The organism is Tsukamurella sputi (genome assembly GCF_007858445.1).
Lineage (GTDB): Bacteria > Actinomycetota > Actinomycetes > Mycobacteriales > Mycobacteriaceae > Tsukamurella > Tsukamurella sputi.
Genome location: NZ_VIGV01000001.1, coordinates 999398 through 1021051, shown reverse-complemented (window position 1 = coordinate 1021051; position 21654 = coordinate 999398). Strand labels below are relative to the sequence as shown.

General features: G+C 70.3%; 15 protein-coding genes and 1 riboswitch. Of the genes, 10 read left to right on the top strand and 5 right to left on the bottom strand.

What is annotated here, in order from left to right; translation table 11 throughout:
- Window positions 1-1824: a hypothetical protein gene (locus tag FK268_RS04985; protein WP_146431653.1), complete on the top strand. Its 1824-nt coding sequence runs from the start codon at window positions 1-3 to the stop codon at window positions 1822-1824.
- Between the two features lie 1157 nt (window positions 1825-2981).
- On the opposite strand, the gene FK268_RS25300 is transcribed toward FK268_RS04985, so the two are convergent.
- Entirely contained in the window at window positions 2982-4100 is a 1119-nt protein-coding gene (locus tag FK268_RS25300) for a pentapeptide repeat-containing protein (protein ID WP_146431924.1), read from the bottom strand.
- Here FK268_RS25300 and FK268_RS04975 point away from each other — a divergent pair.
- The 3 genes from FK268_RS04975 to pcrA all read left to right on the top strand — a co-directional run bounded on the left by FK268_RS04975 (window position 4099) and on the right by pcrA (window position 9060).
- Window positions 4099-5922: a hypothetical protein gene (locus tag FK268_RS04975; protein ID WP_146431651.1), complete on the top strand. Its 1824-nt coding sequence runs from the start codon at window positions 4099-4101 to the stop codon at window positions 5920-5922. The two genes, FK268_RS25300 and FK268_RS04975, sit on opposite strands and share 2 nt — an antisense overlap.
- Window positions 5923-6022: 100 nt before the next feature.
- Window positions 6023-6580, top strand: a complete 558-nt coding sequence (locus FK268_RS04970) for a hypothetical protein (protein WP_146431649.1) — start codon at window positions 6023-6025, stop codon at window positions 6578-6580.
- A gap of 50 nt (window positions 6581-6630) precedes the next feature.
- Entirely contained in the window at window positions 6631-9060 is a 2430-nt protein-coding gene (pcrA, locus tag FK268_RS04965; RefSeq protein WP_146431646.1) for a DNA helicase PcrA, read from the top strand.
- A gap of 73 nt (window positions 9061-9133) precedes the next feature.
- On the opposite strand, the gene FK268_RS04960 is transcribed toward pcrA, so the two are convergent.
- The 4 genes from FK268_RS04960 to FK268_RS04945 all read right to left on the bottom strand — a co-directional run bounded on the left by FK268_RS04960 (window position 9134) and on the right by FK268_RS04945 (window position 14142).
- Entirely contained in the window at window positions 9134-10129 is a 996-nt protein-coding gene (locus tag FK268_RS04960; protein WP_158636039.1) for a M23 family metallopeptidase, read from the bottom strand.
- Window positions 10130-10325: 196 nt separating this feature from the next.
- Window positions 10326-11633, bottom strand: coding sequence for an ABC transporter ATP-binding protein (locus tag FK268_RS04955; RefSeq protein ID WP_146431642.1), 1308 nt, complete (start codon window positions 11631-11633; stop codon window positions 10326-10328).
- Window positions 11634-11671: 38 nt separating this feature from the next.
- The gene (locus tag FK268_RS04950) at window positions 11672-13441 is read right to left on the bottom strand and encodes an ABC transporter permease (protein WP_193560237.1); all 1770 of its coding nucleotides are present in this window, start codon (window positions 13439-13441) and stop codon (window positions 11672-11674) included.
- A complete protein-coding gene (locus FK268_RS04945) occupies window positions 13438-14142 on the bottom strand; it encodes an MgtC/SapB family protein (protein ID WP_146431920.1) in 705 nt (234 codons plus the stop codon). The genes FK268_RS04950 and FK268_RS04945 overlap by 4 nt, the downstream gene beginning before the upstream one ends.
- A 291-nt stretch (window positions 14143-14433) precedes the next feature.
- Window positions 14434-14608: riboswitch (M-box (ykoK) riboswitch) on the bottom strand.
- 60 nt (window positions 14609-14668) lie between these two features.
- Between FK268_RS04945 and FK268_RS04940 the strand changes: the two genes are divergently transcribed.
- From FK268_RS04940 to FK268_RS04915, 6 genes are all read left to right on the top strand, one after another.
- Window positions 14669-15283, top strand: coding sequence for a TetR/AcrR family transcriptional regulator (locus FK268_RS04940; RefSeq protein ID WP_146431640.1), 615 nt, complete (start codon window positions 14669-14671; stop codon window positions 15281-15283).
- 307 nt (window positions 15284-15590) lie between these two features.
- The gene (locus tag FK268_RS04935) at window positions 15591-17123 is read left to right on the top strand and encodes an acyl-CoA carboxylase subunit beta (protein ID WP_146431638.1); all 1533 of its coding nucleotides are present in this window, start codon (window positions 15591-15593) and stop codon (window positions 17121-17123) included.
- Window positions 17124-17128: 5 nt separating this feature from the next.
- Window positions 17129-19120, top strand: a complete 1992-nt coding sequence (locus tag FK268_RS04930) for an acetyl/propionyl/methylcrotonyl-CoA carboxylase subunit alpha (RefSeq protein ID WP_146431636.1) — start codon at window positions 17129-17131, stop codon at window positions 19118-19120.
- Between the two features lies 1 nt (window position 19121).
- Window positions 19122-20270 (top strand): acyl-CoA dehydrogenase family protein, encoded by a 1149-nt coding sequence (locus tag FK268_RS04925; protein WP_146431634.1) that lies wholly within the window; start codon window positions 19122-19124, stop codon window positions 20268-20270.
- Complete coding sequence (locus FK268_RS04920) at window positions 20267-20806, top strand: MaoC family dehydratase (protein ID WP_146431632.1); 540 nt, start codon at window positions 20267-20269, stop codon at window positions 20804-20806. Before FK268_RS04925 ends, FK268_RS04920 begins: the two co-directional genes overlap by 4 nt.
- A complete protein-coding gene (locus FK268_RS04915; RefSeq protein ID WP_146431630.1) occupies window positions 20807-21649 on the top strand; it encodes an HpcH/HpaI aldolase/citrate lyase family protein in 843 nt (280 codons plus the stop codon).
- Window positions 21650-21654: the final 5 nt, after the last annotated feature.

Below are 21654 nucleotides of genomic sequence, written 5' to 3'. Positions count from 1 at the left end.
GTGCTCAGTGGCTCCCGACTCCCCGCTCCGCGGCGACGGCTGTGGATCGGCGCGGCGGTCCTCATCGCCCTGCAGCTGCTCGTCCGGGGCTACGTGCTGGCGCGCGGGGGCTTCTACTGGGACGACGTGGCGTTCATCGGCAGGGCATCGCGGCCGCTCGCGGATCTCGGCGCCTGGTTCGTCGACTACGACGGCCACTTCATGCCGGGCACGCTGTTCACCGCGGCGGCGATCACGAAGGTCGCGCCGCTGAGCTGGCCCGTCGCGGCGGGTTCGGTGCTGGTACTGCAGCTGCTGGCCTCGCTGCTCACGCTCCGCGCGCTGGTCGTGATCGCCGGGAGGCGCCCGGCGGTGCTGGTGCCCTTCGTCTTCTTCCTGTTCAGTCCGCTCACCCTGACGGCGATGGCCTGGTGGGCCTCCGGGCTCAACGCGCTGCCGCTGCAGATCGGGCTGGCGGTCGTCGTGGCGGAGACGGTGCGCTTCGTGCGCGGCCGCCGGCGATCCGGCGTGTACGCGGTCCTCGCGCTGCTCGCCTCGCTGTTCTTCTTCGAGAAGGCACTGGTCATCCCGTTCGTCGCGCTCGCGACGGCGTGCCTGCTGCCCTACCTGCGCGGGCGGCCCCGGCCGGTCCGTTCGGTGCTGCGGCGCGGGCGGTGGCTGTGGGCGGCGTTCGCTGTGGTGGTCGTGGCCTGGGTGGTCCTGTGGCTGACGGTCACGGCGTCGCGGCCGGGGACGCACACCGTCTCCTTCACGGCCCGGACGCTGTGGCGATCGGTGAACGCGGTCCTCGCGCCCGCGGCCGTCGGCGGGCCGTGGACCTGGACCCGTACGAACCCCGGACCGCCGCTGGTGGTCACCGGCGTCGTGCTCACCGTCGTGGGATTGCTGGCGATCGCGGTGATCCTCGCCGTCACCCGGGCGTGGGCTCCGCGCGGTCTCGCCGCCTGGGGCGCGGCGGGGCTGTACTTCCTGGGCGTCTCGTCGACGGTGTTCTTCCTGCGCAGCTCCGAGTTCACGTCGCCGCTGCTCCCGCTGTCACTGCGCTACTTCGCGGACTTCGCGTGGGTGCTGACGGTGGCCGGGGCGCTCGTGCTGCGCAGTGGAACCGGTGGGGTCGCGGGGCGCGAGCCGCTGTGGGGCCGCGTGCGGTCGAGAACGGCCGGTGTCGTGGGGGATCGGCGGTTGTGGATGGCGGTGGTGATCGCCTTCGCGCTCAGCGGAACCTTCTCCGCGGTCCGGTTCGCGCCCGTCTGGCGCGACAACCCGACGGGCCCCTACCTGCAGAACCTCCGCGCTGGCGCCGCTGAGTACGCCGGCCGCGAGATGCTCGACCAGGAGATCGACGGCGACGTTCTCAGCCGGTTGTCCGGCCCGAACAACCGGCTCTCGCGGATCCTCGCCACGCAGCCCGCGCACCCGCGCTTCGCCGAGTACGCGGGGGAGGCCACCGTCGCCGACCGGTCCGGGCGGTTCCAGCCCGGCCGGGTCACGCGGGTGCGCAGCCTGCCGCTCGGGCCCTTCCCGTGCGGCACCCGCGTCGACGACGGTGCGCCCGCCGCCCTCGCCTACGAGGGGCCGCTCGCGTTCTGGGACTGGGTCGTGGAGCTGCACTACCTCGCCTCGTCCGACGGTGTCGTTGTCCTGCAGCAGCAGCGCGGCGCCACGCCCGTGCGGGTCGCGGTGCGCAAGGGCGCGCACACCGTCTACGCCCGGGTCACCGGGACGGGCGACGGCCTGATCGCGCGGGCGGAGACGCCGGGGCTCGTCGCGTGTGTGGGGAGCGGTCCCGTCGGGTTGCTGGTTCCGGAGTCGGTGCCACGCTGACCGTGCGACCCTGCTGACCTGCGAACGCGCCTGACCTGCGATTACCCGCACTGTGGATTTAACGGTGCGACATATCAACATGAAATGTCGCAGAGGTTCGTCGAAACCGGACGTAAATCCACGGCGTGGGTTGTATGGTGCGCTGGTCCGATCGCTCGTGATCGGCATCACTCGAGCCGAAGGGTGCTTGCCTCCATGCATGCCGCTGTCCGTCGTTCCGTCCCGCGCCGCTACGCCGGCGCCTCCCTCGCCATGGTGACCGCGGCCGCGATCGCCGTCGCGCCGATCACCGCCTCCGTCGGCGCCGTCACCGTGCCCGCGTCCACCGTCCTCGTGAACCCCGCGAAGCTCGTGAACCTGCAGACGCAGGTGGCGGGCTCCGTCGCCGGGCTGCTGCCGCAGGCCGTCGCGCCCGCGACCGTCGCCACCGCGGCGGCCACGGCTCCCGCCTGGGGCTGGGGCGATGTGACCTTCCTCGCGGACACGCTGCGGGACGCGCTGAAGGCGACCTTCGAGTCCGCAGCCGGGACCGGCGACTACGCCGGCGGCGGCTTCCCGAAGGCGCTGCAGACCGCGCTCGAGGCCATCAAGAACGGCAGTCTGTCCGGCGCGTACAGCCCGATCGGCAGCCAGATCGAATCGACGCTGTTCATCGGGCTGATGAGTGCGCTGTTCCCGATCGCCGACCGGTTCAACCCCAAGCTGGGCAAGCTCGGCGCCGCGCTCGATGCCGCGCTCAACGACGGCAGCATGATCGCGCTCGGCCAGGCGGCGCTCGGCCTTCCGCTGCGCCTCCCGACGGAGCTGCTCAAGGCCGGCGAGGGCATCGTGAAGGCGATCATGACGGGTGACGTCACGAAGGTGGGCGCAGCCGTCGGTGCCGGGGTGAACAACGTGGGCAAGTTCCTCGAGGCCTACGTCACGAACTCCGCGACCGGCCTGATTCCGAACCTGGTGAAGGTCGGCAGTGCGCTCCTCGGCGCCGTGATCCCGTCGCTGCCCGCCTCGTCGTCGGCCAAGGCTCAGGCGGTTTCCACGCAGGCCGCTGTCGCGACGTCCGCCGCGCTCGCGGCATCGCCGTCCGCCGTGCCGTCGTTCCCCGATCTGGGCGAGCTCGCCAAGACATGGGTGGATGTGTTCAAGGGGCTCGGTGAGTCCTACTTCGGCGAGAACGGCATTCCCCGTGTGCTCAAGGCGTACATGAACTCGATTCCCAAGGGGCAGTTCGTTGATCCTTTCCAACTCGCGCACGCGACGCTGATCTCGCCGCTCCTTGGTGTGGGGGCGACGCTCACCGACACCATCGCGAAGTTCACCCCGTTCCTCGGTCCGCTCGGCAAGGGGCTCGACGGCACGCAGGGGCCGCTCATCTCGATGTTCGCGGCCGCGTACGGCACGACGATCAACTTCGGCACCGAGTTCTTCAGGACGATGGAGAACGTCGTCAAGGCGCTCGGATCGGGCGATCCCGTCGCCGCGGCCAAGGCCCTGGCGACCGGCGCGGCCGCGACGTTCAACGCCGGTCTCGACGTCTTCTTCAAGCAGGACGAGTACCTGCCCGGGCTGGTGCCGGCGTTGTTCAATGTCGGCAAGGGCTTCATCGACGGGCTGTCCGGCAAGACGCAGCCGGAGCAGTTCGGCACCGCCTCGACCGCCGCCGCGCCGGTCACCAGCTCGAAGCCGGACGTGCCGGTCAGCGGTTCCGGTGCGGCGGCGACGGACACCGAGCGCACCCGGGGCGGCGCCCCCGTGGTGACCCCGGCGCCGGCCGGGACGCCCGTGTCCACACCGCCGGCAACCGTCGAGGTGCCGGCCAAGGAGGTGTCCACTACTCCGGCGACTGACGCCCCCGCGAAGGATGCTCCGGTGAAGGAGACCCCCGCCGCCGACGCCCCCGCGAAGGATGCACCGGTGAAGGACGCTCCCGCGAAGGATGCACCGGTGAAGGACGCCCCCGCCAAGGATGCGCCGGAGAAGGATTCGTCCGCCTCGGACGCGTCTGCGGGAGGCGCAGCCGCGTAGCCGAGCTTCACCCCGGACTCGAGCCCGGTCCGTTCGCGCACACGCGCGTACGGGTCGGGCTCGACCTGTTGGGGAGAGCGCCCACCGTCTGACCAGCGAGGTTCAGAAACGTGCAGTCCGCATTGAGACAAATAGACGTGTGATGTCGCAAAGCTTCTTCGAAAGCGATCCGAATATCCACGATGTGGGCGTATGTTCCGTTCGTCCGGTTCGATTGTGATCCGGCTCACTCCAGTTGAAGGGTGTTTCTCCATGCTCGCTGCAGACCTTCGTTCCCCTCATCGCCGCTACGCCGCACCCGCGGTCGCCATGGCCGCCGCGGCGGCCGTCGCCGTCGCTCCCGTCGCCACGTCCATGGGCGCGGTGACGGCTCCGTCGCTACCCCCGATCGTCCAGGACCTCGGTGGTGCCGCGAGCGCTGTTGCGAACTGGGCGACGGCGATGGGGCTGAAGTTCGTCACCGATCCGGTCACCGGCCTGACGAAGCTCGTACAGGATCAGCTCGGCAATGCCGGTGTGATCGCCGGCGCGGCCGGCGACGCCGGAAAGGCGTTCTTCACGTACCTCGAAGACAATCTGCTGACCAACCTCCAGCAGATCCAGGCCGATCTCGCCGCGGGGAAGGTGGGCGATGCGTGGACGACCTTCGCGACGACGATCACCGGCGCGATCCTCACGCCCGGAATCAGTCTCCTCCCGGTGATGAGTGTGATCGGCGGTCAGCTCGGGCCGATCGGTGATGGTCTGACGGCCGCACTCGGGCCACTCCTCGGGCTCGCCCTCGGCCCGCTCCAGGCCGGCGTCGAGATCCCCGGCCTGTTGGCCGACGGCGTCGTCGCCGCGCTCAAGGCGCTGAGCACCGGCGGTCCCGCGGCGGCGCTGACCTCGCTCTTCACCACGGCCTCCGCTGTGAACGGCAAGGCGATCAACGCTCTGTTCGGGGAGTACGGTGCGATCCCCAGCTTGGTCAACCTGATTCCGACGGTCCTCGGTGCGATCGCAGGCTCGGACTGGGCCAACGCGGGGCCGTTCACCCTGCCGACGGGGAACACGGTCACCTTCGCCGCCGCGTCGGCATCCACTCTCGCGGCGTCGCCGACCGCGCTGCCGGACTTCGGCGCGATCGGCGGGATCTGGAAGGACACACTGACCCGTATCGTCACCGCTCTGACCGGACCCGACGGTCTGTCCCGGATCGTCACCACGCTGCTCTCCGGCGTGCCCGCCGGCAAGTGGGCGGATTCGTACGAGATCATCCATGGGATCCTCGCCGCGCCGCTGCTGGAGCTCGGTGGAGCGGTGCTGCAGACCGGCGACAAGATCAACCCGATCCTCGGCCCGCTCGGCAAGGGGCTCGACGGTGCCGCGGAGCCCCTGCTGTATCTGACGCTGGGGCTCTACAACACCACCCGGATGCTGCCGTCGACCGCGCTCACCGGCCTCGAGAACGTGGTGAAGGCGCTCGCGACCGGCGATCCCGTCGCCGCGATCAACGCCGCGGTGGCCGGTATCGGGGAGACGCTCAAGGCGGGCAACGACGCGCTGTTCTCGGACAACCCGTTCACCATCGGGCTGCTGCCGGGCCTCCTCGGCGTCGGGACGGGCTTCCTCGACGGCCTGACCGGCAAGGCGGCGGGGCAGGCGGGCGCGTCGCTCGCGGACTCGTCGGCGCAGACCGGCGGCGCATCGACCGCGGAGACCTCGACGGGCGCGACCGCGTCCGACGGTGCGCCCGGGTCGTCCACGGGAGCGAGCTCGCCTGCGTCGCAGGCCCCGTCGGAGACCGCCCCCGCCGAGTCGCCCGCCACGGGTACTCCGGCGACGGATTCTCCGGCCGCCGGAACCCCGGCCGCCGGAACCGCGGCGACCGAATCACCTGCGGCGGAATCGCCCGCCACGGAGGCACCGGCTACGGGGACGCCTGCGGCGGAGACTCCGGCCGCTGAGTCGCCGGCAGCCGAGGCTCCGGCAGCGGAGTCCTCGACGGGTTCCTCGTCGAGCGCCTCGTCGGCGAGCTCCACGGGGTCGGCGGACTCCGCGACCTCCTCGTCGGTGGAGACGGCCGCTGCCGCCTGATCGCACCCGTTCCACCCGAGCGCACCCGGCACGCCGGGTGCGCTCGGTCGTCGTGGGTGCGAGAAGCGCGCGGTGAGCGCCCGCCTGCTATTTTCGGATAGTGAAGAGGGGATTGGGTATCACTGGCCGGGTGCTGGTCACGCTGCTCGGCATCGCGCTGATCCTGCTCGCCAACGGGCTCTTCACCACTGCGCTGTACGGCGCGCCGAAGGGCCCGCATCTGTTCATCGGCACGACCTACGCCGCGGACGGCGTCACCGGCCAGACCCTCAAGGCGGTGCGGGGATACTCGGCGGCGAACATTACACAGACCGGGTACGGCTCGATGGATCCGTGCAACGACGAGGGGACGCATCTCTGCGTGATCGTCGACCTCGTGATCGAGGGGACGTCGGTCGTCCCGTTCGACTTCGACCAGCGGTCGCTGGCGATCGAGATCGGCGGGGCGACGATCGGGGCGGGTGACGCGATCTCGAAGGCCGGACTGCCGGACACGATGATCGACGGTCCGGTCCGCGTCGGGCGCGGGCAGTCGGTGAAGACCTCCGCCCGTGTCGCGTTGCCCCGGCCGGCCGACGGAATGAAGCGCCCGGCCACCATCGTCATCCGTGGACTGGATTCGGGAGTTTCCTGGCGCTACGACATGCCGGTGTGGTGATCGCCCGGCGTCGGAAACCTGTCAGCCGTCCCGTCTAAGCTGGACGGGAGATGAGTAACCCAGCACCGCAGCAGTCCGGACTCCGCCAGCGTCAGCCCTTCTCCCGCGAGAAAGCGCAGGTGGAGAGGAAGGAACGCGGTCAGGAGCTCCTGGAGGGGCTCAACCCGCAGCAGCGGGCGGCGGTGCTGCACGAGGGCTCGCCGCTGCTCATCGTGGCGGGCGCGGGCTCGGGCAAGACGGCGGTGCTCACCCGGCGGATCGCCTATCTGCTGGCCGCCAGGAACATGCATCCCGGTCAGATCCTCGCGATCACCTTCACCAACAAGGCCGCAGCGGAGATGCGCGAGCGCGTCGCCGGGATCATCGGCAACCGCGCGAAGATCATGTGGGTCTCCACGTTCCACTCCACCTGCGTGCGGATCCTCCGGGCGCAAGCCGGCCTGCTGTCGGGCATGAACTCCAACTTCTCGATCTACGACGCGGACGATTCCCGCCGCCTGCTCACCATGATCGTCAAGGACATGGGGCTGGACGCGAAGAAGTTCGCGCCGCGCGCGCTCGCCACCCAGATCAGCAACCTCAAGAACGAGCTGATCGATCCGGAGCAGGCCGCTGCGGACGCGGCGAAGACGGGGGAGCCCTTCGCGGTCACCGTCGCCGAGGTGTACGGCACGTACCAGTCCCGCCTGCGCGGCGCGAACGCCTTCGATTTCGACGATCTCATCGGGGAGACGGTGGCGTTGCTGCAGTCGCACCCCAATGTCGCGCAGTACTACCGCCGCCGGTTCCGGCACGTGATGGTCGACGAGTACCAGGACACCAACCATGCCCAGTACGTGCTGGTCCGTGAGCTGGTGGGCCTGGAGACGGACGCGGACGGCGTGGAGCCCAGTGAGCTGTGCGTGGTGGGTGACGCGGACCAGTCGATCTACGCCTTCCGCGGCGCCACGATCCGCAACATCGAGGAGTTCGAGCGGGACTTCCCCAACGCGGAGACCATCCTGCTGGAGCAGAACTACCGCTCCACCCAGACCATCCTCTCCGCTGCGAACGCCGTCATCTCCCGCAACGCCGGCCGGCGCGAGAAGAAGCTCTGGACCGACCAGGGCGACGGGGACCTGATCACCGGCTACGTCGCCGACAACGAGTACGACGAGGCGAGTTTCGTGGTCTCGGAGATCGACGCCCTGGCCGACAAGGGCGTCAAGTACAGCGACGTGGCCGTCTTCTACCGCACCAACACCGCCGCGCGCGTGTTGGAAGAGGTCTTCATCCGGCACGGCGTGCCCTACAAGGTGGTCGGCGGTGTGCGCTTCTACGAGCGCAAGGAGGTGCGGGATCTGGTCGCGTACCTGCGCGCCATCGACAACCCGAACGACACCGTCAGCCTGCAGCGCATCGTCAACACCCCGCGCCGCGGCATCGGCGATCGCGCCCAGGCCTGCCTCACGGTGCACGCGGAGAACCGCGGGGGCACGTTCAGCAGCGCCATCGAGGACGCGGTCGACGGTGGCGTGGCGATGCTGAATCCGCGCTCGCGCAACGCGATCGCGGCCTTCGCCGGTCTCATGGCGGATCTGCGCCGCACCGCCGCGGACGAGGAGACGGATCTCGGTGACCTGCTCGATGCGGTGGTCGAGAAGACGGGCTATCGGGCCGAGCTGGAGGGCTCGTCGGATCCGCAGGACGGCGCGCGCCTCGAGAACATCGAGGAACTGATCAGCGTCGCGCGGGAGTTCTCCGCGCAGGACTTCACGGACGTCGTCGTCGACGAGGGAGCGCCCGAGCCGGGCTCGCTCGCCGCCTTCCTGGAACGGGTCTCGCTGGTGGCCGACGCCGACCAGGTGCCGGACAACGACGCGGGCGTGGTCACGATGATGACCCTGCACACCGCGAAGGGCCTCGAGTTCCCGGTGGTCTTCGTGACCGGCTGGGAGGACGGGCAGTTCCCGCACATGCGCGCACTGGGCGACGAGTCCGAGCTCGCGGAGGAGCGGCGCCTCGCTTACGTGGGCATCACCCGTGCCCGGGAGCGCCTGTACGTCAGCCGCGCGATGGTGCGTTCCAGCTGGGGCGATCCGATGCAGAACCCGGAGTCGCGGTTCCTCGCGGAGATCCCGCAGCACCTCGTCGACTGGCGCCGGCTGGAGCCGCAGCGCAGTCAGTTCGGGGGCTCGCGCGGCGTCTTCGGGCAGGACCGTTCCTCCTGGGGGAGTCAGGGCCAGGGGCAGTTCGGAGGCCGTGGCCGGTCGTCGGGTTCCGACGGTGGCTGGACGCCCAAGCGGGCGCCCAAGACCTCGCGCCGCGCCAACAAGCTCACGCTCGCCGTGGGTGACCGGGTCTCCCACGATTCCTTCGGCCTCGGCACCGTCACCGCCATCACGGGTGCGGGGCCGATGGAGCGGGCAACGTTCGACTTCGGCTCGTCGGGCACCGTCACCCTGATGACCTTCGGCGGCCTGCCGATGGAGAAGCTCTGACCGCGTCCGGCGCGGCCGGACAGACGAAAGGCGCCCCGGTGATCCGGGGCGCCTTTCGTTGTGCGTATCGGGCCTAGACGCGGATGCCGCGCTCGGCGAGCCAGGCCTGCGGGTCCAGCTTCGCGCCGGCGGGGCTGTGCACCTCGAAGTGCAGGTGCGGGCCGGTGGAGTATCCGTTGTTGCCGACCCAGCTGATCAGGTCGCCCGCCTTGACGGTCTGGCCGGCCTGGACGTTCACGTTGAACATGTGGCCGTAGACCAGCACGGTGCCGTCGGACAGGCGGATCTTGATCCAGATGCCGAAGCCGGAGGCGGGACCCGCGTCGGTGACCACGCCGTCGGCCGCCGCGAACAGCGGGGTACCGAGCGGCGCGGCCAGGTCGAGGCCGCCGTGCATGGCGCCCCAGCGGGTGCCGAAGTTCGAGGTGAGGGTGGCGCCGTTCACGGGGGCGGTCACCTTCGGGCGCATCGAGTCGATGATGCGCTTGTCGTCCGCGTCCTTACGGGCCTTGCCGTCCGCGAGACCGGCGGCGAACTGCTCGGTGTCCTGTGCGGCGGGCAGAGGCGCCTGGCGGCCGGCGTTGAACTCCGGGCCGGAGGGCGGCACGACGGGCTGCTGCGAGGTCGACGGGCCGTCGTTGGTGGCGCTGACCACGGCCGCACCGGCGACGCTGGCGCCCGCAGCGAGGGCGAGGAGTGCGGCGCGACCCTTGAGGGAGTGCGGCGCTGCGGGAACGCGGTGCTTGCCGCCCTTGCGGACGGGGGTGGGGAGGAGCTCGGGAGCGACCTCGGGCGAGTCGAGGAGTGCGGTCTCCTCCAGCTCGGGCGCATCGATCTCGGTGTCCCCGGTGAACAGCACCTCGGGGATCATGAGGTCCTGGGTGACCTCCGAGCTGGAGGGGCGGTAGACCAGGCCCGTGTCGTCCGGCGCGTCCGTCCAGGACTCCGTATAGGCGGCTTCCAGCCGGGACTCGAGCTCATCCAGCGGGATGATCGCGGTGATCGACTCATCATCGAGGACCTGCGTGCCGCCTTGCCAGCGCACGTGGTTCTCGCGACTCCGTGTCATATCTCGCATACTCCAACCGTAAAACCGCACTTCGTGCCACGTGGTGATCCGACGATGTCCTCATCGTGACCGCTTCGTGATCCGCGTCCCGTCGACGATAACGAAATGATTGCGGCGAGACAACCTGTAGGGGGGCGGTTCGCGCGAATGTGTGCTTGGTCACAATGCGATCACAAAGACGCGGATCATGATGATGTCATTGCTGGTCGAGCCGGATCCGATCGGCGTCGGCGTCGTAGTCGTAGAGCTCCGCGTAGCGGCCCCAGTCGATCGCCAGCCGCATCTGGCGCTCCGCGTCCTCCGGTCCGAAGCCGCGGCGCAGCAGGTCGACGAAGAAGCCGAGCCGGGCGGCCCCGTCGTTCGAGGAGCGGAGGGTCCGCAGGACGGTGCGGACCAGCGGTGCGCGGGATGCGGCCTGCTGCGCGAAGACCTCCTTCGCCTCGGTGAGGGGCACCGTCACGAACGTGCGTCCCTCCTCGGTGATGGCGATGTCGTTCCCCTCCACCACGACGAAGCCCAGCATCGCCGCGGCGTCGACCAGCGGCATGATGTCGTCGAGCTCGAAGTTCACGTCCGCCGCGAGATCGGGGAGGTCGGCATGATCGCCGACGGCGTGCACCAGCTCGACGAGGCCCGCGAGCCCGCCGACGGTGGCGTCGGGCAGGGGCCGGCTGACCGGTGTCGCCTCTCCGGGGTCCGGGGCGTGCTCGATCTCGGCGCTCCGGCCCGTGAGGGCGCCGTAGAGCTCGTCGACGATCGCCTCGAACTCCGGGGCCGTCCGGTCACGGGGCCGCGCGAGCGGGATCGACGTCTCGTGCACGATGCGGCCGGGCTTGGAACCGAGGACCACGACGCGGTCGGCGAGCAACACGGCCTCTTCGATGTTGTGGGTGACGATGCAGACGCTCCGCGTCGGGAAGTCGTCCTGGCCCCACAGTTCGATGATCTCGTTGCGCAGGTTCTCGGCGGTGAGCACGTCGAGCGCGGAGAAGGGCTCGTCCATCAGGAGCAGGTCGGGCTCGAGCACGAGTGCCCGGGCGAAACCGACGCGCTGCCGCATGCCGCCGGACAGCTCGCGTGGGTACGCCGATTCGAAACCGTCGAGCCCGATCGTGTCGATGGCGGCGAGCGCCCGTTCGCGCCGGGCGTCCTGCGGGACGTTCCGCGCGATCAGACCCAGCTCCACGTTGTCCTGCACCGTCAGCCACGGCATGAGCGCGAAGGACTGGAAGATCATGGCCGTGCCCGGGTTCGGTCCGGTCAGGGCGGCCCCGTCGGCGTCGACGGTGCCGGACGTGGCGGGGATGAGACCGGCGATGATCCGCAGCAGCGTCGACTTGCCGGATCCCGACCGGCCGAGCAGGGCGACGATCTCCCCGGGCCGGATGGTCAGGTCGATGTCGTCGAGCACGGTGAGCGTCTCGCCGGTGGCGCCCTCGAAGCTCTTGGTGAGCCCGGAGAGGTGGATCAGCGGCCGGTCTCCGGGACGGGTCACGGTGGTCATGGGATGCCTCCTTGTAATAAGGGGTCGAGGGAAGAGGTCTAGAGGGAGTAGCGGCGCTCGGCCAGGCGGTACAGGCGGCGCCACAGGGCGGCGTTGGTGCCGACGACGAACAGGCACATCACGACGATGCCCAGCAGCAGGTGCGAGGTGTGCTCGACGCCGGTCGCGGCGGTGGCCCGCGCGATGTAGTCGCCGAGGCCGTAGGCGTGGTGTTCCTCGCCGTTGAACGAGACGACCTCGGCGACGATCGACGCGTTCCACGCGCCGCCCGCGGCGGTGATGCCGCCGGTCACGTAGCCCGCGAAGACGCCGGGAAGCAGCACGTAGCGCCACTTCATCAGGCGCGGCAGCCGCATGTCGTCGGCGGCCTCGAGCAGGTCCCCCGGAATCGCGCTGGCCGCGGCGATCACGTTGAACAGGATGTACCACTGCGTGCCGAGTGCCATCAGGACGACGCCACCGAAGTCCAGTGGGATGTTCCATGCCACGAAGACGGCCGTGACCAGCGGGAAGAGGAAGTTCGCGGGAAAGCTCGCGAAGATCTGGATGAGCGGTTGCAGCGCGCGGCTCAGGGCCGGGTTCAGGCCGATGATCACGCCGATCGGCACCCATACGACGGTCGCGAAGAGCATCACCACGGCGACGCGGGCCATCGTGGCGAGGCCGAGCAGGAAGACGTGGCCGACCTCGGCGATCCCCGCATCGCGCAGGATCACCTCGACGCAGCGGTAGATCCCGTAACCGAGGACGGTGAGGACGACGGCGGCGAAGGCCAGGTCGCCCAGGCGTCGCCGCGTGGGCGGCTCCACCGTCGTCGTGGCGGACCGTCCGCCGAGCGCGCCGAAGACGCGATCGCAGACGGTGACGACCGGCGACAGCACGCGGCCCGCCGCGGCGCTGGCGTGCGAGCGGCGCAGCAGGGTGAGCACGGCCGACTTCGGCGTGCGTCCGGTCGCGGAGTCCTCCAGCCGGAAGCGCTCCGCCCATGCGGTGAGCGGGCTCCAGAAGAGGAAGTTGACGCCGACGATCACCACGATCATGGCGAGGATCGCCCAGCCGACGCGGCCGAGGTCACCGTCGGCCGAGGCGGAGGCGACGTAGGCGCCGATGCCGGGGAGTGCGTACTCCTTACCCGCCACGGATACCGCCTCCGATGCGGTGAGGAAGAACCAGCCGCCGCCGAAGCTCATCATCGCGTTCCAGACCAGCGGGATCATGCCGCTGGGCACGTCGAGGCGCCAGAAGCGTTGCCACCGCGAGAGTCCGAGGTTCTGCGCCGCCTCGCCGAGCTCGCGCGGCTGGCTGATCAGGCTCTGGTAGAAGGCGAAGGTCATGTTCCAGGCCTGGGAGGTGAAGATCGCGAAGATCGCCGCGCATTCGAGGCCCAGGGTGGAGCCGGGGAACAGCGCGATGAACAGCGTCACCGTGATCGACAGGAAGCCGAGGATCGGCACCGACTGCAGCACGTCGAGGATCGGCATGAGCACCGTCCGCGCCCGTCGCGACCGCGCGGCGAGGGTGGCGTAGACGAAGGTGAACACCAGCGAGGCGGCGAGGGCGAGGAACATGCGCAGCAGCGACCGCGCCGCGTAGTAGGGCAGTTGCGCGGGATCGGTGTCGATGCCGGTCTGCGCCCGGGACAGGTCGACGGGGGCGTTCATCCCCTGCCCGACGCGGATCACCAGCCAGATCAGGGCGGCGGCGCCGAGTACGACGAGGAGGTCGGCCGCGATGCCCGCGCCACGACCGCGCCGGGCGGCCCGGCCGCGCGTCGGGAGCAGGGCGCCGCCGAAGGGAGTGGTGCTCACAGGTCGGCCTCCTCGCGCTCGGTGAGGACGTTCCAGCGCACCGCGGTGACCGACGGTTCCATGCTCAACTGGCTGATCGCCGATTCGAGGGCGCGGTCGTCCCGGCCGTCGGCGGCCAGGGTCGCGCGGACTTCGACGAGGCCGTCGTCGGCGTTGCTACTGCTGATCGACTGGAGGTGGAAGACGGTGCGGCTCAATGCCTGGACGAGCATCACGCGGACGTGGGCCTCGTTCTCGTCGCGGGTGACGGCGACGAACTCGTACCGGCTGGGCGCCTCCTTGCCCGTGTCCGGCGCCTTGTCCACGACGTGGCCCACGGACCGGAGCGCGGTGTTGACGGCGATCACGACGCCGGTGCCGACGGCGGCGGCGAAGTACAGCCCCGACCCGGCGAGGGCGCCCACCGCGGCGGAGCACCACAGGGTGGCGGCGGTGTTGAGGCCGCGCACCGTGAGTCCGTCGCGCAGGATCACGCCGCCGCCGAGGAAGCCGATGCCGGAGACGATCTGCGCCGCGACGCGGGTGGGGTCGCCACCCTCGAAGCCGAAGGCGGACAGCACCACGAACAGTGCGGAGCCGACCGATACCAGTGCGTTGGTGCGCAGGCCGGCCATGCGGGCGCGGTACTGCCGCTCCAGGCCGATCAGGGTGCCGAAACCGACGCCCGCGGCGATCCGCAGCAGGATGTCGAGCTGGGTGATGTTCGAGGTGACGTGCATGGGGTTCTCCCTCGTCGGGACACGCCGATCGCGCCGCGACGACGGGTCGCGGCGTGGCCGTTACGTGTGATGAGCGCTGTCGACGGGCGGCGTCGTGCCACCGGCGGATCGATCGCCGGCGCGGTGGTGCGCTACCCGAATGGGTTGAGGCTCAGCGCTTCCCCGAGATGACGCGGGGAGTGCCGAGCATCGGACTATGACTGTCGTCGGGCATGCGCATCACCTCCTGCGGTCGGAAGAACCACGCGCCGAAGGAGGGGAAGAGGAAGATCCCGCGCCCCTCCACGTCAGACCTTCAGCACTTCGCGGCGTGAACCCGTACCGCAGTACGGGAGCCAATCGGGGTGCACCCTTAATCCGGATGCGCCTGTCCTGACCCGGGGCGTCTCTCGACGTTCGGGGTCGCTGGCCTGTTTCCGCGAAGGAGCCTCAGCGAACGATTGGCGCCTTACGGCAACAAGCATGACACGGGGCCGGGAGTGGGGCAAGCCGAGTAGTGTGGCCCGCCATGGAGGTACCCACGACGAGGGGGAGTGCCGGCGCGGATCCGGAGGCCGGAACCGCGCGCGAGCGGGCCAAGGCCGCGCGCCGTCGCGAATTGCTCGCCGCGGCGGCCGCACTCATGGCGGAGCGGGGCTTCGCGGGTGTCCGCCTCGAGGACATCGGCGCCGCCGCGGGGGTGTCGGGGCCCGCCATGTACCGCCACTTCGCGGGCAAACAGGACGTGCTCGCCGCTCTCCTGGTGGAGATCTCGGAGTACCTGTACGACGGTGGCCGACGAGTCGCGGCCGAGCACGCGGACGATCCGCGGCAGGCGCTGCGGGACCTCGTCGGCTTCCATGTCGATTTCGCCGCCTCGGAGCCGGACCTGATCCGCGTGCAGTACCGCGACCTGTGGTCGCTCGCGCCGGAGTCCGCGCGCCGGGTGCGGCGGCTGCAGCGCCAGTACGTGGAGATCTGGACCGATGCCCTGACCGCGATCGGCGGCGACCCCGTCGACAACCGGGCCGTTGTGCACGCCGTCTTCGGCCTGATCAACGCCGCGCCCAGCCTGCCCGCCCTGCCGCAGCCGCGCCTGCGTGCCCTGCTCCGCGACAAGGCGCTCGCCGCCCTCGGCGTCTGACGGAGCCGTCGGAACGGGTGCGGAAGTGCATCCGCACTCCACGTGCCCGGGCGCACCCCGCACGCCGGGTGCGGTGGAGCGATTGGGGTGCGAACCGTCATCCGCACCCGGTGTGCCCTCGGCCGCGGCGTGGCGTGGGTGACGGCGGCGTGGCTGGGGGACGACGGTGTCGCTCCTCGCGGCGGATCGTCCGGGCGAACCCGCCAATCGGCCGCGCGGAAGCTACCCGCCGGTAAGACTGGACAGAGGTGGCCGGGCTCACATACTCTCGTTTTCAGTTAATGCTCAATAACTCAAAGGAGCGGGCGTGACATTCCGCGAGGAACACGAGGCGAACGTCGCCGAGCTGCGCGAGCGGCTCGACCGGGTGGCGCAGGGCGGCGGTGAGCGGGCCCGCGCCCGGCACGAGGGCCGCGGCAAGCTGATGGTCCGGGAACGGATCCGGAGGCTGCTGGACACGGGTAGCCCGTTCCTCGAGGTGGCCCCGCTGGCCGCGGAGGACATGTACGACGGGAAGGCGCCCTCCGCGGGTGCGGTCGCGGGCATCGGCACCGTCTCCGGCCGCCAGGTGATGATCGTGGCCAACGATGCGACGGTCTCGGGTGGCACCTACTACCCGGTCACCGTGAAGAAGCATCTGCGCGCGCAGGAGATCGCGATGCAGAACCGGCTGCCCTGCGTCTACCTGGTGGACTCGGGCGGCGCGATGCTGCTCAACCAGGACGAGGTCTTCCCCGACCGGGAGCACTTCGGCCGCATCTTCTACAACCAGGCGAACATGAGCGCCGCGGGCATCCCGCAGATCGCGGCCGTGCTCGGCAGCTCCACCGCCGGCGGCGCCTACGTTCCCGCGATGAGCGACGAGACCGTGATCGTCCGCGATCAGGGAACCATCTTCCTCGCCGGTCCGCCGCTGGTGAAGGCCGCGACGGGCGAGGACGTGACCGCGGAGGACCTCGGCGGCGGCCTCATGCACTCCACCAAGTCGGGCGTCACCGACCACCTCGTGGACTCCGACGACGAGGCGCTGGAGAAGGTCCGGCAGATCGTGGGGCGGCTCGGCCCCGTCGGCGAGGTGCAGTGGGACGTGCGCCCGGCCCTGCCCCCGGCCCGTCCGCAGACGGACCTCTACGACGTGGTGCCGACCGATCCGAAGATCGGCTACGACGTGCGGAAGGTCATCGAGATCATCGCCGACGGTGGCGAGTTCGACGAGTTCAAGGAGCTCTTCGGCACCACGCTGGTCACCGCCTTCGCGCGGATCCACGGCCATCCGGTGGGCATCATCGGCAACAACGGCGTGCTGTTCGCGGAGGCCGCCCAGAAGGGCGCGCACTTCATCGAGCTGTGCGACAAGCGCCGCATCCCACTGTTGTTCCTGCAGAACATCACCGGCTTCATGGTGGGCCGCCAGTACGAGGAGGGCGGCATCGCCAAGCACGGCGCCAAGATGGTCACCGCCGTGGCCTGCGCCCGTGTCCCCAAGTTCACCGTGATCGTGGGCGGCTCCTTCGGCGCCGGCAACTACTCGATGTGCGGGCGCGCGTACTCGCCGCGCTTCCTGTGGATGTGGCCCAATGCGCGGATCTCCGTGATGGGCGGCCCGCAGGCCGCGGACACCCTGGGCTCCGTCCGCCGCGAGCAGGAGGGCATGGAGGAGTTCAAGCAGGGCGTGCGCGACCAGTTCGAGCGGCAGTCGCAGGCCTACTACTCCACGGCCCGGCTCTGGGACGACGGGGTCATCGACCCCGCCGACACCCGCACCGTCCTCGGCCTCGCGCTGGAGGCGGCGTCCCGTGCGCCGCTGCCCGAGGTCTCCTACGGCGTCTTCCGGATGTGAGTGAGATGAGCAAGAAGATCGAGAAGGTCCTGATCGCCAACCGCGGCGAGATCGCCTGCCGCGTGATCGATACGCTGCGCACCCTGGGGATCGCCAGCGTCGCGGTGTACTCCGATGCGGACGCCGACGCGCGGCACGTGAAGCTGGCCGACGAGGCCGTACGCCTCGGCCCGGCGGCCGCGACGGAGAGCTACCTGCGCATCGACGCGGTGGTCGAGGCAGCCCGGGTCACCGGTGCCGATGCGGTGCACCCGGGCTACGGATTCCTCTCCGAGAACGCCGCCTTCGCGCGGGCGCTGTCGGAGGCCGGCATCGAATTCCTCGGCCCGCCGGTGGAATCCATCGAGACGATGGGCGACAAGATCACCGCGCGCGCGGCTGTGGTGGAGCGCGACGTCCCCGTGGTGCCGGGCATCAGCCGCCCCGGGCTGACGGACGCCGATCTGATCGATGCCGCGGAGGGCATCGGCTTCCCGGTGCTGATCAAGCCCAGCGCGGGCGGCGGTGGCAAGGGCATGCACCGCGTGGAGAACCCGGCGGACCTCCCGGCCGCGGTCGCCGCCGCGCGCCGCGAGGCGGCCGCGGCCTTCGGCGACGACACGCTGTTCATGGAGCACTTCGTCGACACCCCGCGCCACATCGAGGTGCAGGTGCTCGCGGACAAGCACGGCAACGTAATCCATCTCGGGGAGCGCGAGTGCTCGTTGCAGCGCCGGCACCAGAAGGTGATCGAGGAGGCCCCGTCGGCCCTGCTCGACGAGGCCACGCGCGCCGAGATCGGCCGCGCCGCCTGCGACGCCGCGCGGTCGGTCGGCTACACCGGCGTCGGCACCGTCGAGTTCATCGTCTCGGCGAAGCGTCCCGACCAGTTCTTCTTCATGGAGATGAACACCCGCCTGCAGGTCGAGCACCCCGTCACCGAGTTGGTGACGGGAGTCGACCTGGTGGAGCAGCAGATCCGCGTCGCCAACGGCGAGAAACTGGCGCTGACGCAGCACGACATCGTGCTCACCGGCCACGCCGTCGAGGCCCGCGTCTACGCGGAGGACCCGGCGGCGGGCTTCCTGCCCACCGGCGGCACGGTGACCGCGCTGCGCTACCCGCGCAGCGACCGCCGCGGCCCGGTCCGCGTGGACACCGGCATCGAGGCGGGCAGCGTGGTCGGCAGCGACTACGACCCCATGCTCGCCAAGGTGATCGTGCACGCCGAGGATCGCGAGCAGGCCCTGCGCCGCCTCGATGAGGCCCTCGCCGGGACGCAGCTCACCGGCCTGCGGACCAACGTCGACTTCTGCCGGTTCGTCCTCGCCGACGATGACGTGGTCTCCGGCAGGCTCGACACCGAGCTGCTGGATCGGTTGGCGCCCACGTACACCCGGCCCGAGCCGACGGTGCGCGCCTACGCCGCCGCCGCGCTCACCGCGGTCGCCGCCTCCCGGGGCGAGGGCCCGTGGGGGACCGAGACCGGGTGGCGCATCGGTGGCGCGCAGCCCACCGTCGTGCGGTTCGCCGCGTCGAACGACGAGACCGGCGAGGTTCACGTCTCGGTGCTCGGCGAGACGGTGACCGTCCGCGGTGTCGCCGAGGGCTCGACGCTCGACTGGTCCGGCACCGCCCGCCGAGTGGGGGAGCGCCTGGTGGTGGACGGTTTCTCGACGCCGGTCACCGTCGACCTGATCGGCGGAACCTACTGGGTCAGTGGCGAGGACGGCACGTACGAGCTACCGCTCGCGCGGTCCACCTCGAAGGACCGCGACGGTGCGCACGGCGGTGATGTCGTGAGCCCCATGCCGGGCGCCGTCGTCGCGGTTCCGGTGCAGGACGGCCAGACGGTCACCAAGGGCGAGACCCTGGTGATCATCGAGGCGATGAAGATGGAGCAGCCGCTGGCCGCGCCGCACGACGGAGTCGTGTCGATCGCGGTGCGTGCGGGAGACAAGGTGACCGCGGCCCAGGTGCTCGCGACCGTCACGGTCACGGACACGGAGGAGAACTGACATGGAACTGACCCAGGACTACGCCGACCTGCGGGATACGGTGCGCGACTTCGCGAACCAGGTGGTCGCGCCCGTCGCGGCCAAGCACGACGAGGAGCACTCCTTCCCGTACGAGGTCGTGAAGCAGATGGGCCGGATGGGCTTGTTCGGCCTGCCCTTCCCCGAGGAGTACGGCGGCATGGGCGGCGACTACTTCGCCCTCGCCCTCGCGCTGGAGGAGCTCGGCCGCGTCGACCAGTCGGTGGCGATGACCGTCGAGGCCGGTGTGGGCCTCGGCGCCATGCCGATCTACAAGTTCGGTACCGAGGAGCAGAAGCAGAAGTACCTGCCGAGCCTTGCCGCGGGCGAGAACCTCGCGGGCTTCGGCCTCACCGAGCCGGGCTGCGGCTCGGACGCCTCGGGCACCCAGACCACCGCCAAACTCGACGGCGACGAGTGGGTCATCAACGGCTCCAAGCAGTTCATCACCAACTCGGGCACCGACATCACCAGCCTGGTGACGGTGACCGCGGTGACGGGAACGAAGCCCGACGGGCGCAAGCAGATCTCCACGATCATCGTGCCCAGCGGTACTCCCGGCTTCACCGTGGAGCCCGCATACAACAAGGTGGGCTGGAACGCCTCGGACACGCACCCGCTGAGCTTCTCCGACGTGCGCGTTCCCAAGGAGAACCTTCTGGGCGACGAGGGGCGCGGCTATGCGAACTTCCTCTCCATCCTCGACGAGGGCCGCATCGCTATCGCCGCCGTGGCCACCGGCGCGGCCCAGGGCTGCGTGGACGAGTCGGTGAAGTACGCCAAGGAGCGCAACGCCTTCGGCAAGCCGATCGGCGAGTTCCAGTCCGTCGCCTTCGCCATCGCGCGGATGGAGGCCCGGGCGCACACCTCCCGCGTCGCGTACTACGAGGCGGCGCGGCTCATGCTGGCGGGCAAGCCCTTCAAGAAGGAGGCCGCCATCGCCAAGATGATCTCCTCCGAGGCCGCGATGGACAACGCGCGCATGGCCACTCAGATCCACGGTGGCTACGGCTTCATGAACGAGTACCCAGTCGCCCGGCACTACCGCGATTCGAAGATCCTCGAGATCGGCGAGGGCACTACCGAGGTGCAGCTCATGCTGATCGCCCGCTCGCTGGGACTGCCGGCATGAGTGAGCAGGAGCCCGTGAAGCGGGTCACCCAGCGCGGCCTGTGGTTCGAGGAGTTCGAGGACGGCGTCCTCTACGAGCACCGGCCCGGCGTCACCGTGACCGAGGCCGACAACATGCTGTTCACCAAGCTGACCATGAACACCCAGGCGCTGCATCTCGACGCGCACTGGTCGGCGCAGCAGCCCGGATTCGGTGGGCAGCGCCTGGTGAATTCGATGTACACGCTCTCCACCCTGGTCGGGCTGTCGGTCGCGCAACTCACGCAGGGAACACTGGTGGCGAACCTCGGCTTCTCCGAGATCGCCTTCCCCGCCCCGGTCTTCGCGGGCGACACCCTGTATGCGGAGACGCTGTGCACGGGCAAACGGGAGTCCAAGTCGCGGCCCGGCGAGGGCATCGTCAACCTGCGGCACGTGGCACGGAACCAGGACGGCACCGTCGTCGCGGTGGCCGAGCGCTCGACGCTCGTGCGGCGGGCGCCGGGAGCGGAGCGAGCGGGCCTGATGTCGCAGGCACCGTCGGGGGAGGGCGCGTAGATGTTCCACCACGACGGACGCGATGCCCCGGCCTGGCAGCCGCCCGGCCCCGCCATCCTGTTCTGCCCCGCGGACCGGCCCGAGCGCTACGCGAAGGCCGCCGAGCGCGCCGACGCGGTGATCCTCGACCTCGAGGACGCGGTCACCGCCGATGCGCGGCCGTCGGCGCGGGAGGCGCTGATCGACAACGACCTCGACCCGGCGACGACGATCGTGCGGGTGAACGCCTTCGGCACGTACGACTTCGCCGAAGACATCGAGGCGCTGCGGCGGACGGCCTATCGTGTGGTCATGCTCGCCAAGACCGAGTCGGCGCACCAGTTGGACAAGTTGGCGCAGGTCGACGGCCTGCAGGTGATCGCTCTCATCGAGACGCCGCTCGGCGCTGTGAACGTGGGCGAGATCGCCGCGCATCCCCGCTGCATCGGCCTGATGTGGGGCGCCGAGGACCTGGTTGCCGCGATGGGCGGACGGTCCAGCCGTTTCGCCGACGCGACCTACCGCGACGTCCCCCGGCACGTCCGCTCGGCCACGCGGCTCGCGGCCGCGGCGCACGGCAAGTTCGCCCTCGATGCGGTGCACATCGACATCGCCGACACCGAGGGCCTCGCCGCGGAGGCGGAGGACGCCGTGGCGCTCGGCTTCGCCGCCACCGTCTGCATCCATCCCTCGCAGGCCGCGGTGATCCGCGCCGCCTATCGGCCCACGGACGACGAGATCGCCTGGGCCCGTGAGGTACTCGAGGCGGAGGCCGGGAACAACGGTGTCTACCAGGTGCGGGGTCAGATGATCGACGCCCCGTTGCTCGCCCAGGCCCGCGCGATCGTCGCCCGGGCCGAGTAGTCAGT

What these genes read in the sequence shown, in the direction of transcription:
- pcrA (WP_146431646.1), top strand. Translation starts at nt 6,631, where the DNA reads ATGAGTAACCCAGCACCGCAGCAGTCCGGACTCCGCCAGCGTCAGCCC.
- FK268_RS04925 (WP_146431634.1), top strand. Translation starts at nt 19,122, where the DNA reads ATGGAACTGACCCAGGACTACGCCGACCTGCGGGATACGGTGCGCGAC.
- FK268_RS04975 (WP_146431651.1), top strand. Translation starts at nt 4,099, where the DNA reads ATGCTCGCTGCAGACCTTCGTTCCCCTCATCGCCGCTACGCCGCACCC.
- FK268_RS04955 (WP_146431642.1), bottom strand. Translation starts at nt 11,633, where the DNA reads ATGACCACCGTGACCCGTCCCGGAGACCGGCCGCTGATCCACCTCTCC.
- FK268_RS04920 (WP_146431632.1), top strand. Translation starts at nt 20,267, where the DNA reads ATGAGTGAGCAGGAGCCCGTGAAGCGGGTCACCCAGCGCGGCCTGTGG.
- FK268_RS04960 (WP_158636039.1), bottom strand. Translation starts at nt 10,129, where the DNA reads ATGACACGGAGTCGCGAGAACCACGTGCGCTGGCAAGGCGGCACGCAG.
- FK268_RS04930 (WP_146431636.1), top strand. Translation starts at nt 17,129, where the DNA reads ATGAGCAAGAAGATCGAGAAGGTCCTGATCGCCAACCGCGGCGAGATC.
- FK268_RS04940 (WP_146431640.1), top strand. Translation starts at nt 14,669, where the DNA reads ATGGAGGTACCCACGACGAGGGGGAGTGCCGGCGCGGATCCGGAGGCC.
- FK268_RS25300 (WP_146431924.1), bottom strand. Translation starts at nt 4,100, where the DNA reads ATGGAGAAACACCCTTCAACTGGAGTGAGCCGGATCACAATCGAACCG.
- FK268_RS04915 (WP_146431630.1), top strand. Translation starts at nt 20,807, where the DNA reads ATGTTCCACCACGACGGACGCGATGCCCCGGCCTGGCAGCCGCCCGGC.